General features: G+C 74.9%; 10 protein-coding genes. 5 read left to right on the top strand and 5 right to left on the bottom strand.

Annotated elements, in window-relative coordinates:
• The first annotated feature begins 318 nt into the window (after nt 1-318).
• Genes ACFV7Q_RS35505 through ACFV7Q_RS35495 form a run of 3 tightly spaced genes read left to right on the top strand, consistent with a single transcriptional unit; the run spans nt 319 to nt 2,650 of the window.
• Complete coding sequence (locus ACFV7Q_RS35505; RefSeq protein ID WP_385435052.1) at nt 319-735, top strand: GntR family transcriptional regulator; 417 nt, start codon at nt 319-321, stop codon at nt 733-735.
• Between the two features lie 14 nt (nt 736-749).
• Nucleotides 750-1,703 carry an ABC transporter ATP-binding protein gene (locus tag ACFV7Q_RS35500; RefSeq protein ID WP_385435051.1) on the top strand — a complete coding sequence of 318 codons (954 nt, stop codon included), beginning with the start codon at nt 750-752 and terminating at the stop codon, nt 1,701-1,703.
• Entirely contained in the window at nt 1,700-2,650 is a 951-nt protein-coding gene (locus ACFV7Q_RS35495) for an ABC transporter permease subunit (RefSeq protein ID WP_385435050.1), read from the top strand. Before ACFV7Q_RS35500 ends, ACFV7Q_RS35495 begins: the two co-directional genes overlap by 4 nt.
• A gap of 70 nt (nt 2,651-2,720) precedes the next feature.
• Here ACFV7Q_RS35495 and ACFV7Q_RS35490 read toward each other — a convergent pair whose 3' ends face one another.
• The 4 genes from ACFV7Q_RS35490 to ACFV7Q_RS35475 form a co-directional block, all read right to left on the bottom strand.
• Nucleotides 2,721-3,989: a serine hydrolase domain-containing protein gene (locus tag ACFV7Q_RS35490; RefSeq protein WP_385435049.1), complete on the bottom strand. Its 1,269-nt coding sequence runs from the start codon at nt 3,987-3,989 to the stop codon at nt 2,721-2,723.
• Between the two features lie 116 nt (nt 3,990-4,105).
• Entirely contained in the window at nt 4,106-4,951 is an 846-nt protein-coding gene (locus ACFV7Q_RS35485; RefSeq protein ID WP_385435048.1) for an NlpC/P60 family protein, read from the bottom strand.
• Nucleotides 4,952-5,079: 128 nt separating this feature from the next.
• Complete coding sequence (locus ACFV7Q_RS35480) at nt 5,080-9,243, bottom strand: helix-turn-helix domain-containing protein (RefSeq protein ID WP_385435047.1); 4,164 nt, start codon at nt 9,241-9,243, stop codon at nt 5,080-5,082.
• A 161-nt stretch (nt 9,244-9,404) separates the two neighbouring features.
• Nucleotides 9,405-9,770 carry a hypothetical protein gene (locus ACFV7Q_RS35475; protein WP_385435046.1) on the bottom strand — a complete coding sequence of 122 codons (366 nt, stop codon included), beginning with the start codon at nt 9,768-9,770 and terminating at the stop codon, nt 9,405-9,407.
• Nucleotides 9,771-10,059: 289 nt separating this feature from the next.
• On the opposite strand from ACFV7Q_RS35475, the gene ACFV7Q_RS35470 reads away from it, so the two are divergent.
• Nucleotides 10,060-12,153, top strand: a complete 2,094-nt coding sequence (locus tag ACFV7Q_RS35470; RefSeq protein WP_385435045.1) for a SpoIIE family protein phosphatase — start codon at nt 10,060-10,062, stop codon at nt 12,151-12,153.
• A 46-nt stretch (nt 12,154-12,199) separates the two neighbouring features.
• On the opposite strand, the gene ACFV7Q_RS35465 is transcribed toward ACFV7Q_RS35470, so the two are convergent.
• Entirely contained in the window at nt 12,200-12,775 is a 576-nt protein-coding gene (locus ACFV7Q_RS35465; RefSeq protein ID WP_385435044.1) for a YdeI family protein, read from the bottom strand.
• A gap of 140 nt (nt 12,776-12,915) precedes the next feature.
• Here ACFV7Q_RS35465 and ACFV7Q_RS35460 point away from each other — a divergent pair, with 140 nt between their 5' ends.
• Nucleotides 12,916-13,875: an endonuclease/exonuclease/phosphatase family protein gene (locus ACFV7Q_RS35460; protein WP_385435043.1), complete on the top strand. Its 960-nt coding sequence runs from the start codon at nt 12,916-12,918 to the stop codon at nt 13,873-13,875.
• The last annotated feature ends 282 nt before the right edge of the window (nt 13,876-14,157 follow it).

The raw sequence follows: 14,157 nt of genomic DNA, 5'->3' as shown, positions 1-14,157 counted from the left end.
GGCCGGCGGGCGCCCCGCCCGCCCCCCCCCCCCCCGCGCCCCCCGGCCCCCCGGGCCCGCCCCCCGGCCCCACCCCGGCGGGCCCCCGGGGGGGGGGGCGCGCCCCCCGACGGTCGGGCGACGGTCGACGCCGTCATGGAGTACGTCTCCGCTGCGGTCCGCTATGTCGACGACGACCTCGAACTCCCCTTGCCCGTACCGGACTTCAGTGAACGGATCCGGGCCATCACGGCGGCCGGCGACCCGTCGGCTTGACCTTCCCCGACCCATGGTTGCACCATTCCACTAACACATTAGTGGAATGGTGGTGAGGCAGAGATGATCGAGTTCCAGGTGGACCGGCACAGCGGTGTCGCGACGTACCTACAGCTCGTCAACCAGGTCAAACAGGCACTCAGACTGGGCGTCCTGGAACCGGGGGACCGACTGCCGACCGCCAGGGCCGTCGTCGAGGCCACCGCGATCAACCCCAACACGGTGCTGAAGGCCTACCGCGAACTGGAGCGCGAAGGGCTCGTCGAACCCCGCCCCGGACGGGGCACGTTCGTCACCCGCTCGCTGTCGCGCCCGGAAGCGGCGGCCGACTCGCCGCTGCGCGCCGACCTCCTCGTCTGGATGGCGAGGGCACGGGAAGCAGGACTGGGGCGCGCCGACATCCTCGCGCTCGTCGAGGCGGCACTCACCGAGACGACGGCACCGGCGTCCGCGCCCCGACCCGGCGAGGACGCACCGTGACGAGAGGACACCACGTGAACGACCCGACCGCCCCCGCGGCGCTCCGGGCAACGGCGATCGAGCACGACTTCCGGGGGAAGAAGGCCCTGAACGGCTGCGAGTTCGAACTGCCGCCGGGCCGTATCGCCGCGCTGGTCGGCCCCAACGGGGCCGGGAAGACCACCCTGTTCCACCTGATGACCGGTCTACTGCGGCCCGCCGCCGGCACCATACGCGTCTTCGGCGCCGCCCCCGGCAGCCGCGAGGCCCGCAACCGTACGGCCTATCTCGCCCAGGACAAGCCGCTCTACCCGCAGTTCACCGTCGCCGACACGCTTTCCCTGGGCCGCCGGCTGGACCGCCGCTTCGACCTGGCGAAGGCCGAGCGGATCGTGCGCGCCGGCGACGTCCCCCTGGACGCCCGGGTCGGCAGCCTCTCCGGCGGCCAGCGCACCCGGGTGGCCCTGGCGCTGACGATGGGCAAACAGGCCGACCTCCTCCTGCTGGACGAGCCGCTCGCCGACCTCGACCCGCTGGTCCGCCACGAGGCGATGGGCCTGCTCATGGCCGAGGTCGCCGACCGCGGCCTCACCGTGGTGATCTCCTCGCACGTGCTCCCCGAACTGGAGAACGTCTGCGACCACGTCCTCCTCCTGCAGCAGGGTCGGATCCGTCTCGCGGGTGACACCCAGGACCTCCGGGAGGCCTACACCCGGCTCACCGGCCTCGCCGACCCCACCACCGCGGACGGCCTGCCCCGGGGGGCCGACCGCGACGCCGTCGTCCACACCACGACCACCGGCCGACACCTCACCGCCGTGGTCCGCAACGCCCCCGGTGCCGCCCTCCCGGCCGGCGCCGACGATCGGTGGATCACCGCGACCCCGTCCCTCGAGGAGCTCCTCCTCGCCCATCTGCGCTCCGCCCCACCGACAGCCGCGCCGACCGCGCCGACCGCGGCCGTCGAGGAAACGGAGGCCGCAGCATGACCGGGTCCCTATGGCTCGCCTGGCGCCAGCAGCGCCTGCTCGTCCTCGCCGGGCTCCTGCTCGTCGCCGCCTGCACGGCCTGGGCCGCCCTGCGGCGCGCGGACCTGATGGACGCCGTCGCCGGCTACGACCTCACCGAGTGCAAGGGCTGGAACGGCGATTGCCAACCCCAGGTCCAACTGGCCGTGTTCGAGCAGAGCCCGGAGATCCGGGTGCTCGGCGGCATCGGACTGCTCGTCCCCTCCGCCATCGGCATGTTCTGGGGCGCCCCCCTGATCGGCCGGGAGATCGAGCGCGGCACCGTCAAACTGGCCCTCACCCAGGGCGTCGGCGTCCGTAGCTGGTTCGCCGCCCGGTTCGGCCTCGCCGCGCTCTGCACCGTCGTCATCTCCACCGCCCTCGCCGCGCTGATCGCCTGGTGGTGGGAGCCGATAGCGAACGTCCTGGCCGGCGTCTACTGGTACGACCCGTACGTCCTCAACGCCTCCGGCCCCTCCGCCGTCGCCGGCGCCTTGTGCGCGCTGGCCGCCGGCACCGCCATCGGGCTGCTGGTGCGCCGCACCGTCCCGGCCATGGTCATCACGGGCAGTGCGGTCCTGGGCCTGGCCGCCGCCCTCACCTTCTTCCGCCGCGACTTCGTCACCCCGGTGGACCGGATCACCCCCGGGATGACCCCCAAGCAGCCCATCGGCAGCGCCTGGTCCGCGGGCTACCGCTACCTGACGCCCGACGGCGCCCAGCACCCGTTGGAGAACTGCCTGTTCTCCGGTGACGAGCTGCGCGCCTGCATGGCGGAGCACCACTTCGTCGGCCGGGTCCACAAGGTGTACCCCAGCTCCGACTTCTGGACCTTCCAGGCCATCGACACGGCCGTCTACCTGGTCCTCGCCGCGGCCTTCGTCACGCTGACGGCCGTCCTCCTGCGCCGCCGCCACCGCCTCGTCTGAGCACACCCGGCCGGCGCCCCACCCCCGTGGGAGCGCCGGTCGATGGAACCCGGGGCGGGGCGCCGCCGCGTCAGCCGCGCTCCGGCAGGTCCGCGTCCGCCGGAGCGGGCCTCGGCGTAGCCCCGAAGCCGCGGCCCACGGCAGCGGAGGCCGACTTCCCGCCGCAGAAGACGGCCTCCAGGGAGCCGCCCAGCGCGGTGTTGGCCCCGCCCCGGTTCGAGGTGTTCGCCATGGCGGCCAGCGCACGCCGCCCGTCACGGGTGGCGAAGGCGTACGTGTAGTAGCCCTGCACCGTTCCCGTGTGGCCGTACACCTGCACTCCGCAGGTCAGGTCGTAGCGCCGCAGCCCGAGCCCGTAGAACCGGGTTCCCGCGGTGTCGGTCGGGCTCATCGCGAGCATCGCGTCCAGCATGCGCGGCGGCAGCAGCCGGCCCCCGAGCAGCGCGGACATGAAGGTGGTCAGATCGGCCGGGTCGGAGATCATCGCCCCGGCGGCCTGTGCCCAGGACGCCGTCTGCTCGGTGGAGTCCACCAGCGGCGCCCCAGCCCCGTCGGGGTGGAGGTAGCCGCGGACGTGCCGCCCGGGGACGGACGCGGCCGGGTGCACGTACGCCGTGTGGTCCAGTCCCAGCGGCTTGATGATGCGGCGTTCGTACTCCTGTGCCAGCCCCTTCCCGGTGGCCTTCTCGATGAGCATGCCGACGATCACGAAGTTGGTGTTCGAGTACGCGTACGCCGCCCCCGGCTGCGTGGTGCGCGGCTCGCGCAGGGAGAGGCCGACGAGCTCCCTCGGGGTGAAGACCCTGTTGCGAACGGCCTCGAAGCCGGGCACGGTGTGCTCGAACATGGCGTCCGTGTAGTCGGCCAGCCCGCTGCGGTGGGACAGCAGGTGGCGCACCGTGATCCGGTCCCCGTCGGGCAGCAGCCCGGGCAGATGCCGCTCGACCGGGTCGTCCAGGCCCAGCCGCCCTTCGGCCGCCAGCTGGAGCAGGACGACCGCCGAGAACGTCTTGGTGACGCTGCCGATCCGGAAGCGTGCGCGGGGATCCATGGCCGCCCCGCTGGCCCGGTCCCGCACCCCGACCGCCCTGGCCACGGGCCGGCCCCCTCCGGTGAAGCGGGCCACGGCCCCGGGCGCGCCGGCCGCCGTCGTGTTGCGCAACGCCCCTACGAGCGCATCGAGATCGGGCCTCGGCGGCGGGGCGGCGGAAACCCCGGCCGGTGTCACGACCGGACCGGTCACGACGGCGGCGTGGGCGGTGGCGGCCGGCGCTACAGCGGCCACTGCGGCCAGTAGGGCGGCGCCGATGGTCAGACGGCGGTGGGCGGGCAGGCGCACGGTGCTCCTCGGCTGGATGCGGAGAGGGGAGGGGAGGTAGGAGGGGTGAGGGGGGAACATGGGGGAGAAGGGGGAGCGTACGGCCTGCCCGTGGGCGGGCCGGGCACCGCAACGCGTCAGAAGGTGCAGGTGGGCACGCCTTCCAGCCATGCGGGCCCCTGGACGTAGATGTTCGTCATCCACGCCTCGTAGTCGGGCAGGTAGGACCAGGCGTCGTTGGTGTAGCCGTCCGAGGTCACCTTTTCGGCGTGCTTCTGGCACTGGACGCGGACCGTCGTCGGTCCGGGGAAGGCGTAGACGCGGGCGGCCGAGGTGGACGGGAGGGCCTTGGTCCAGACACCGGTGCCCCACGTCCGGAAGAGGGACCCCGTCACGGGTCCGGGGTTGACGCGCACCGCCCCGTAGTAGTCGCCGGACAGCCGGACGTCACTGACCATCAGCTTGGTGCCGGACTGCTTGGCCTCCGCCATCCGGCCCGCCCCCAAGTAGACGGCGATGTGGTGCAGGTGCTGCGAGGTCCCCCACACGAGCAGGTCGCCGGGGAGGAGCGGCGCGAGGCCCTGGGCGGCCCTGAAGCGCTCGGCCGCGCGGTGGGTGTAGTACTGGGTGGAGGCGGTGCCGTTCAGGACGTCCGATCCGGTGGCCCGCGCATACGCGTACCGGACCAGGCCCGAGCAGTCGAAGCCGAGCCGTTCGGGATCGTGCTCGCTGGCCGGGTCGGTGGGGTCCACCTGGCCGTACGTGGCACCCGGCTCCGGGCCGTGACCACCGCCCCAGGTGTACCAGACGCCGGCCGCGACCTGCTCGCAGGCGGCGGCGACCGCCCGTTCGGCCTCGGCGGAGGCGCCGGGAGCCAGGACCCGGCAGGAGGTGTCGGCGGCCGCCGGGGTCGGGCCGGGCGCCCACAGGAGGAAGGCCAGGAGCGCGAGGAGCGTGCCGAGGGGAGCGGACCGGCGGAGCATGCGGGACCCCGTTTCTCTTGCTGCGGTGGGTACGGCACGAGCCTGCTGGCCCGGCGCCCGCGGCGTCGAGATCCGGACGTCACCCCACCCGGACGGGCAACGGGAAACCCCCGGGAAACCCCTGTCGGTCAGGGCTCTCCGGCGCAGTGCGCCGCTGCCTCCCGCGGGACCGACGGGTCATCGGACGGTCCGTCTGACGGATGGTCGGACGATCCGACGGGCTGGTTGTCGGGCTGGTTGTCGGGCTGGCTGTTCGGCGGGCTGTCGGAGGGCCCGCGGGCCGCGCCGAGCCGGCAGACGGCCGCCAGCCTGGCCGCCGGATCCGGGTTCCACAGCCGTACCGTGCCGTCGGTGCTGCTGCTGGCCACCGTCCGCCCGTCGGGCGAGAACGCCACGCCCCACACCGCGTTCGAATGACCCGTCAGGGCGGCCCACGGCCGCCGGCCGGGCACGTCCCACAGCCGGACCGTGCGGTCGTTGCCGCTGCTGGCCAGGGTGCGGCCGTCGGGGGAGAACGCGACGCCCCGGGCCGCGCCGACGTGTCCGGACAGCACCGCCGTGACCGCGTGCCGCCGCACGTCCCACAGGCGGACGGTACCGTCGTTGCCGCTGCTCGCCAGGGTCCGCCCGTCCGGGGCGAAGGCCACGGCCCGGACCGCGCCCGCGTGCCCCGTGAGGGTGGCCAGCGGTGCCCGGCCGGCCACGTCCCACAACCGGACCGTCAGATCGTCCCCCGCGCTGGCGAGGATGCGCCCGTCCGGGCTGAACACGACGTCATTGGCGAAGTCCGTATGGCCGGTGAGCGTGGCCAGGGGCGCCCGCCCCGGAACGTCCCACAGGCGGACCGTGCGGTCGGACGCCGCCGAGGCGAGGGTGCGCCCGTCCGGGGCGAACGCCACCGCGTACACGGTGCCGGCGTGGCCGGTCAGCGTGGCGAGCGGCGTGCGCGCGGCTGCGTCCCACAACCGGACCGTGCCGTCGGAGCCGGCCGAGGCCAGGGTGCGCCCGTCCGGGGCGAAGGCCACCGCGTACACGGCCTCCGCATGCCCTTCGAACACCGCTGCCACCCGCCGTCCGGCCACGTCCCACAGCCGCACCGTGTGGTCCCCGTCCGCGGTGGCCAGCAGCTTCCCGTCCGGGCTGTACGCGGCGTGCCAGACCTCGGCGAAGGGCCGGGGGGCCAGGACCGGACCGCGCAGGTCCCACAGCACCACGGACTGGTCGAAGGAGGCCGTGGCCAGCGTCGCTCCCGCGGAGTCCACGGCGAGCGCGAGCACGTAGTCGGTGTGCCCCGACAGCGTGGCCGTCGGGCGGCCACTGCGCACGTCCCACAGCCGGGTGGCCCCGTCGCCGCCGGCACTGACGACGGTCGTGCCGTCCGGGGTGTAGGCGACGGCGTTGACGTCGTCGCTGTGCCCGGTCAGCGTCGCGGTCGCCCTCCGTTCGGCCACGTCCCACACCCGCACCGTACGGTCGCTGCCGCCGCTCGCCACGCTGCGGCCGTCCGGGGCGAACGCCACCCCCAGCAGGCCGCCCGTGTGCCCGCGCAGCACCGCGGGCGGACGGGCGTCGTCGGACGTGTCCCACAGCCGCACCGTCTGGTCGGCGCCGGCCGAGGCCAGGGTCCGGCCGTCCGGCGCGTACGCCAGCGCCTCCACCCTCCCCGTGTGCCCGGTCAGGACCCGCGGCTCGGCCGCCCCGCCCGCCGGATCACGCAGTTGTACCGTGCCGTCGGCGGCCGCCACGGCGAGGGTGCGCCCGTCGGGGGAGAAGGCCACGGCCCGGGCGCCCGCCGTCTCCGCCGGGAGCTCGGCCGTCAGGCGCCCCGCGGTGTCCCACAGCCGTACGGGGCCCTCGGTGGAAGTCGCCGCGAGGGCCCGGCCGTCCGGACTGAAGGCGACCGAGCGGACCCGCCCGGGCATGGTCAGCGTCGCGGTGGTCCGCCGGTCGGAGACCCGGCGCAGCAGCACCTTCCCGTCGGAGCCGGCCGTCGCGAGCAGCCGGCCGCCCGGGGCGAAGGCCGCGGCGTTGACCGGGCCGCTGTGCCCGGCGAACCGGGCGAGGAAGGGCTGCGACTGGGTGCTCAGCAGTGCGCCGCGCGCCTGCGGGGTCACCTTCGTGCGGTACGCCTCCTCGGCGAGCCGCATCGACGCCTCGGGCCGGCCCGCCGCCAGTGAGGCCGACTCCGCGGCGAGCGCGTGCGACCGGGCCGCGCGTTCCTGGGCGAGGGCCTGTCCCCGCTGCCGGTAGGCGACCCCGCCCGCGCTCACGGCCAGCACCAGCAGCACCAGCAGCAGCGCCAGCATCCGCTGTCGACGCCGGACCTGGCGCCGGGCCTGCGTACGCCGGGCGTCCTCGGCGGCCGTGCTCGCGCGCAGGAACTCCGCCTCCAGCGGGGTGAGCCGGCTCCTGCCGTCGAGCTCATCGGCAAAGGACCGGGCGGCCTCCAGGCGGGTCCCGCGGTGCAGCACGGACGGGTCGCGCCCCTCGCGCTCCCACTCGACGGCGGCCTCGGCCAGCTGACGGTGGATCACCAGGCCGTCCCGGTCGGCGTGGATCCAGCCGTGCAGGCGGGGCCAGGCGTGCAGCAGGGCCTCGTGGGCGATCTCCACGGTGTCCCGGTCCGCCGTGACGAGCCGGGCCCGGACGAAGGCGTCCAACGCCCGTGCGGCCGGCGCCGCGGCGTCCGCGAACTGCTCCAGCAGTGCCACCCGGCCCGTCCGGCGGCGGGTCGCCCCGGTGCCGTCGGCGACATGGACCAGGGCCAGCAGGATCCGGCGCACCATCCGCTGCTCGGCCGGGTACAGCCGGGCGAAGACGCTTTCGGCGGTCTGGGCCACGGCCCCTTGGATGCCGCCGGTGTGTTCGTACCCGGCGACGGTCAGCACCGCTCCCTCGCGGCGCTGCCACGTGGCCAGCAGCGCGTGCGACACCAACGGCAGCGCACCGGAGGGGGCTGCGGCCCGCCCGGCCTCGGCCGCGTCGGCGAGGCCGTCGCGCAGTACGCCGGCGTCCCGCAGCAGCAGGGGCACCAGGCCGGGTTCGAGGGCGAGCCCGGCGCGTTCCGCCGGGCGGGCGACGGCCTCCTTCAGCTCGGCCACGGACATGGGCGGCAGGACGAACAGCCCGTCGGTGAAGACCGCGGCGAGCTCGGGGAGGTCCAGGCAGCTGCCGGTGAAGTCGGCGCGCAGGCCGAGGACCACGACGGCGGCGTCGTGCCGAGCCGCCCCCTCCTCCGGCCCCGCCTGCGGCCCCGCTCCCGCCTCCGGGAGCGGCGCGGGCCCGGGCGCGTGCTCGGGGTCCGGTTCGTGCACCAGCCGGGATCCTGGTCCGTAGGGTTCGGGCTCCGGGCGGGTCGTGGCCAGGGCGCACAGCACGCGGACGAAGGCGTACCGCTCCTCCTCGTCACCGCAGAGGGTGAAAACCTCTTCGAACTGGTCGACGAGCAGTACCGGTCGTACCGTACGCCCCCGCTGCCCCACCGCCTCCAGGAGTCGCTCGGGCCGCTCGGCCAACTCCTGCGAAGTGATGCCGAGTCCGCCGCCCAACACCTTCGCCGTGCAGTCCAGCAGTTCCTGCAGGGGGTGCGCGGTCGGGGTGAACCGTACGACCGGCCAGGACTCGGCGCCGGCCGCCGGGAACCCGCCGCGCCGCCGCAGCGCCGGCACCAGACCGGCGCTCAGCAGCGAGGACTTGCCCGCGCCCGACCGGCCCACGAGCATCAGCGGGCCGCAGCCGATCCGCTCGAAGACCCGCTCGACGAGAGCGGCCGTCGCACGCTCCCGGCCGAAGAACCGGTCCGCGTCCCGGTCGGTGAAGGACGCCAGGCCCCGGTACGGGCACTCCCCGTCCGCCGGCGGGACGGACGGCGAACCGCCCGCGGACGCGGGGACCGCCCCGGGCACCGGGACGGGGGCACGGCCGGCACCGGATGTGGCGGCGGGTGCGGTGCCCCGGGTCGCGGCCGCCTCCGCCTCCCGGGCCAGCCGCAGCAGCGTTCCGTCGGCCTCCAACACCCGGTCGCAGCGCAGCGCCACGTCCACGGTGACCCGCTTGGCACCGGTCTCGATCTTGCTGAGGTAGCCCTTGCTGTAGTGGGTCTGACGGGCCAGGCCCGCCAACGACAGGCCCCGTTCCACGCGCAGCCGGCGCAGCTGCGCCGGGAACGCCGCCGCTGCGCCGCCGTCGTCGGCAGCCGCCGGTACGGGCGTCTGCGCTGCTGCGGACGTGTCGGGCTGGTCGGTGCTGTTCCGTCCGCGGTCAGGGTCCGGGTCCCCCACGGCATCCCCCATGGCAGTGTGCGCCCAGGTCGTGAGATGGCAGCCCCAGGCTACAGCCGGGGCCGGACGGTCCGGGGTGCGTCGCGTCCGGCGTGGCGGAAAACAGCACGGCGGGGCAGCCCTGCGGGGCCGACGGGCGGCGGATCCGCAGGGCTGCCCGAACACGCTTGCGGCTAGGGTCGGTTGAGGGTTATGGAATTGATCGGCGTGAGATTGGCGTAGACGCCCCGGCCCTCACCGATCGGGGCGCCGCAGCCCACCCCGTTGGAACCGGTGCACAGGCTCGCGGTGGCTCCGCCGTACTGGTTGTTCAGGACCCAGTGGTAGCCGTACTGGTTGCTCAGGTTGTGGGCCCCGTAGCGGGTGAAGACGTGGGTCGGCTTGACGGCCGGGTTCTGGTTCTCCGGGTAGATGCAGACCGACCCGTAGGGGCAGCCCGCCCACTCGTCGGCGGGCTTGGCGTCGGCCGCACCGCCCAGGGCCAGGACGGCCGCGGTGGCGGTGGCGAGGGCGGCGGCACTGCGGAACAGGGTGCGCATCGTGTCTCCCCCATGGGGTGCGTTCGTACTGGTTGCCGATTGCTGACGGGACCAGCCTGGACGCGCGGCCGGGGGAGGTCGACGGGTTTCCCGTCGCCCGTCGGCAGCCCGCGAGCGGGAAACCGCCCCCGGCCTGCCCGCCCGTACCGTCCGGGGCAACCCGCCGCCGGTCACCGCCCGTCGCACTTCGGCCACGCTCCGCCTCCGGTGGTGTCCTCGGCACGCAGGACGCGCAGAATTGAGGAGTCGGCCCGCGACCTGCCGTGCGGGCCCGGAAGGGGGCCAGGTGATGCCAGCGGCCCGGCTGGGGGGCGAGCAGGACCCCGGCCCGCTCCGTTCCGAACCCGGGGCGCTGCTGGAGGACGTGGCCGTGGCCGTCTTCGGCATCGACGGCGACGAGCGGATCTGCTACTGGGGCCCCGGAGCGCAGGGCCTCTTCGGCCACCCCGCGGACACCGTGCTGGCCCGGCCCGCCGCGGACCTCTTCCCACCGCCGTCCCCGGGCGAGCCGGGCGGCGCGGCGCGGCTCGTCGAGCGGGCCCGCGCCCTCGGATACTGGCGGGTACGGATGCCCGCGCTGCACCGGGACGACACCGTCTTCGACTGCGGGTTCAGGGGATTCCCGCTGACCGGCCCCACGGGCGCCGTCGTCGTCCTGTGCCTGGCGGCCCGGGGGGCGGACCTCGACCGGGTCAAAACCAACCTCGTCTTCCTCGACACCCTCTTCAAGACCTGCCCGATCGGCCTGGTCATGCTCGACGAGAACCTGCACTACGTCCACCTCAACCAGGCCCTGGCCGACATGGACGGCATCTCCCTCGCCGACCACCTCGGGCGCCCCGTCGACGACATCATGATCACCTCGGACGGCGGCGAGTACCAGCGGATGCTGCGGTCCGTCGCCCGCGGCGGCCTCACCGTCGTAGGCGCCCTCGTCGGCCTGCGCACGGCGGGCCGCCCGGACCTCGACCAGGTCCGCTCGGTCAGCTTCTTCCCGCTCAGCGGTGCCGGGGACACCCGGCGGGGCGTGGGCGGCCTCATGGTCGACGTCACGGACCGGGAACGGGCCATCCTCGAAGCCAGCGCCGCCCGGCAGCGCCTCGCCCTCCTCGACCGGGCCGCGGCCAGCATCGGCACCACCCTCGACCTCGACGTCACCGCGCACGAGCTGGTGCAGGCGGCCGTGCCGGACTTCGGGGACGGCTGCGTCGTCGAACTCGTGGAATGGATCGACGAGACCGAGGACTTCGACCCGCAGCTGCCGCTCATCACCCGGCGGATCGCCTCGGGCACCGTCCTCGACGCCCCCGCCGCCGACGAACTCCTCGCAGGCCTGGAGCGGGTCGTCTACCCGCCCGGCTCCAGCATCCACGAAATGCTGAGCACCGGCCGCCCCCTGTCCGTCCCCGTCGACGCGGAGTTCCTCGCCCGCACCGTCTCCCACGAACAACGCGCCCGGCTGCTGCTGGACAGCGGCTTCGCCGACATCCTCATCGCACCGCTCATCGCACGAGGCACCGTGCAGGGCATCGCCATGTTCGGCCGGTCCGCCCGCCGGCCGGCCTTCGCCCCGGAAGACCTCCGCCTCGCCGGCGAACTCGCCTCCAGGGCCGCCCTCTGCTTGGACAACGCCCGCCTGTACGGCAGGATCCAGGACATCGCGCTCACCCTCCAGCGCGCCCTGCTGCCCAGCGCCCCGGCCGCCGGCCCGTACGTCGACATCGCCCACCGCTACCTCCCGGGCAGCCGTGTCACCGAGGTCGGCGGCGACTGGTACGACGCCATCGCCCTGCCCGGTGGCCGGGTGGCCCTCGTCGTCGGCGACGTCATGGGGCACGGAGTGCTCGCCGCCGCGGCCATGGGGCGGCTGCGGATCACCGCCAAGACCCTGGCACGGCACACCTCCGACGACCCGGCGGCCCTCCTCACCGAACTCGACGACTGCGCCCAGGAGGCGGGCATCGAGTGGGCGACCTGCCTGTTCCTCGACTACGACCCCAACACGGGCAGCGCCCGGATCGCCAACGCGGGCCACCTGCCGCCCCTGTACCGTGCCCCGGACGGCACGGTGCGGGCGATCGGCGAGGGCCTCGGCATCCCCCTGGGCGTGGGCAGCGTCCCGTACCGGGCGATCACCGTCGACCTCCCCGAGGGCGCCGTCCTCGCCCTCTACACCGACGGCCTCGTCGAGGCCCGCGGGCAGGACATCGACACCGGCATCGACGTCCTCCGCAGCCGGCTCGCCGCCCCCGTCGACTCCCTGGAGGACGCCGCGGACCGCATCCTCGCCGAACTCCTCCCGGACGCCGGCGCCACGGACGACACGGTCCTGATCCTGGCCCGCGTCCGCCGAGCCCCGGCGGGTGGCGGGCCGACGCGGTGACGGTCGGCGGAAGACCGCATCCGGCTGCGCCGGACCCCGCCGGTCCTCACGCTCGCCGGCCCGCCGCCAGGAGGGCCAGCGCCCGGTCGAGGCGGGTCCGGCGGGCTTCCGGGGTGAGGGCCTGGAGGACCGGGAGGATCACGAGGTACCGGCCGGTGCGGTCGAGCGCCTCGAACGCCGCCCGGGCCCCCGGGTGTTCGGCCAGGGCCGCGGCGACGTCCTCCGGTACCGTCGCGGACTTCTGCGAGGCGTAGGCCCCCGCCCACCGCCCGTCCTCCTGCGCCTTGCGCACCTCGGCCAGGCCGGGTTCGCGCATCCGGCCGAGGGCCGTCAGTTCCGCGACCTTCTCCACGTTCACCTGCGACCACAGGCTCCGCGGCCTGCGCGGTACGTACTTCTGCAGGTAGTACTGCCCGTCGAGGGAGCGGCGTTGGCCGGATATCCAGCCGTAGCACAGGCCGATGTCGACCAGCTCGCCGTCCGTGACCGAGGGGATGCCGGACTTCTTCTTGGCGACCTTGATCCACACCCCCTCCTGCCGCCCGTAGTGCACGGCCAGCCACTCCTCGAACGCCTCTCCATCAGCGAAGGCGACGACTTCCACACCGTCCGACTCGTCCATGCGGCCCAGGCTAACCCGGGGCGGGCGGTGCGGGAGGGGAACCGGACCCGCACCTCCCACGTCTTCGCAGCAGGCCGCGCCGCGCGCACCGTGCGACGACATCCACCGGCCGGGACGAGGCGAGAGGAGCCGGCCGGAACATGGCGTCGAGGAGACGACGTGGGGTCAGGGGCGCACTGCGGGCCGTGCCGCGGGGGGCGGTCGCCGGTGCCCTCGGGGCCGTGGTCGGCGGGCTGCTGGTGTTCCACCGCGCGCTGCCGGGACTGCCCGGCCGGCCCGCCGGGCTGCTGGAGACCTTCCTGCCCTGGCTGGGCCTCGCCGTCCCCGCGCTCCTCGGCCGGGCCCTGCTGCGCCGGTCGGCCCGGGCCGCGTACGCCGCCCTGCTGCCCGCGGCCGCTTGGCTGTGGCTGTTCGGCGGGTTCCTGCTCCCCGGCCCTGACCGGGCCCCCGACCTGGTCGCCGTCCAGCACAACGTCAGCGACGAGAACCCCGACCCGGCCGGCACCGCACGGGCGTTGGCCGCCACCGGGGCCGACCTCATCGCCCTGGAGGAGCTGACCCCCGCTGCACTGCCCGCCTACGCGGCCGCCCTGGCCCCGCAGTACCCGTACCACGCGACGGTCGGCACCGTCGGGCTCTGGTCGAGGCATCCCCTCGCCGACGCCCGACCGGTCGACATCCGCCCGGCCGGCCTCGGCGAGGACTGGAACCGGGGGCTGCGGGCAACCGCCCGGACCCCCCGCGGGGAGGCGGCCGTGTACGTGGCGCACCTGCCCTCGCTCCGCCTCGGCGCGCGCGGCTTCGGCTCCGCCCGCCGCGACGAGAGCGCGGTCCTGCTCGGCCGGGCGCTCGCCGCCGAGCCGCTGGACCGGGTGGTCCTGCTCGGGGACCTCAACAGTACGGTCGACGACCGCGGGCTGGCCCCGGTCACCGACCGGATGACCCGGCCCGCCCGGGACTTCGCCTTCAGCTGGCCCGCCGCGCTACCAGTGGCCAGGATCGACCAGGTCCTGACCCGCTCGGTGACCGTCGTGCGCGTCCGGACCCTGCCCGCGACGGGTAGCGACCACCTGCCGGTCGCGGCCGACATCAGGTTCTAGAGCTCTGGCCGGAGAGGTTTGCCGGCTCACGGCGTCCGGTGCGGTGCATCGCAAGGCGGAGGGCCGCAGCTCGTACTCGGCGTACTCGCGCGGTCCGGCGACGCAGCGAGGTGCCGTGCCGGGCGTCGCGAGGCGGTGGACCCTTCCGATCAGAGCACTAGTAGTGCTTGGTCAGGTTGGTTCGCGGGTGGGTATGTCGCGGTGACAGGTGGGGCAGGCGCCGGCCCAGGTGGCCAGGAGGATCTGAAGTGTGCGGATGACTTGGTAGAGGGTCAGGCCGGC

The sequence above is a fragment of the Streptomyces sp. NPDC059851 genome, assembly GCF_042732005.1.
GTDB lineage: Bacteria > Actinomycetota > Actinomycetes > Streptomycetales > Streptomycetaceae > Streptomyces.
Note: the sequence above shows the minus strand (reverse complement) of the source record. Positions and strands in the feature narration are given on the sequence as shown.

Excerpts from the sequence above, each read along its gene's own strand:
- ACFV7Q_RS35495 (WP_385435050.1), top strand. The coding sequence starts at position 1,700 with ATGACCGGGTCCCTATGGCTCGCCTGGCGCCAGCAGCGCCTGCTCGTC.
- ACFV7Q_RS35470 (WP_385435045.1), top strand. The coding sequence starts at position 10,060 with ATGCCAGCGGCCCGGCTGGGGGGCGAGCAGGACCCCGGCCCGCTCCGT.
- ACFV7Q_RS35485 (WP_385435048.1), bottom strand. The coding sequence starts at position 4,951 with ATGCTCCGCCGGTCCGCTCCCCTCGGCACGCTCCTCGCGCTCCTGGCC.
- ACFV7Q_RS35475 (WP_385435046.1), bottom strand. The coding sequence starts at position 9,770 with ATGCGCACCCTGTTCCGCAGTGCCGCCGCCCTCGCCACCGCCACCGCG.
- ACFV7Q_RS35460 (WP_385435043.1), top strand. The coding sequence starts at position 12,916 with ATGGCGTCGAGGAGACGACGTGGGGTCAGGGGCGCACTGCGGGCCGTG.
- ACFV7Q_RS35505 (WP_385435052.1), top strand. The coding sequence starts at position 319 with ATGATCGAGTTCCAGGTGGACCGGCACAGCGGTGTCGCGACGTACCTA.
- ACFV7Q_RS35480 (WP_385435047.1), bottom strand. The coding sequence starts at position 9,243 with ATGGGGGATGCCGTGGGGGACCCGGACCCTGACCGCGGACGGAACAGC.
- ACFV7Q_RS35465 (WP_385435044.1), bottom strand. The coding sequence starts at position 12,775 with ATGGACGAGTCGGACGGTGTGGAAGTCGTCGCCTTCGCTGATGGAGAG.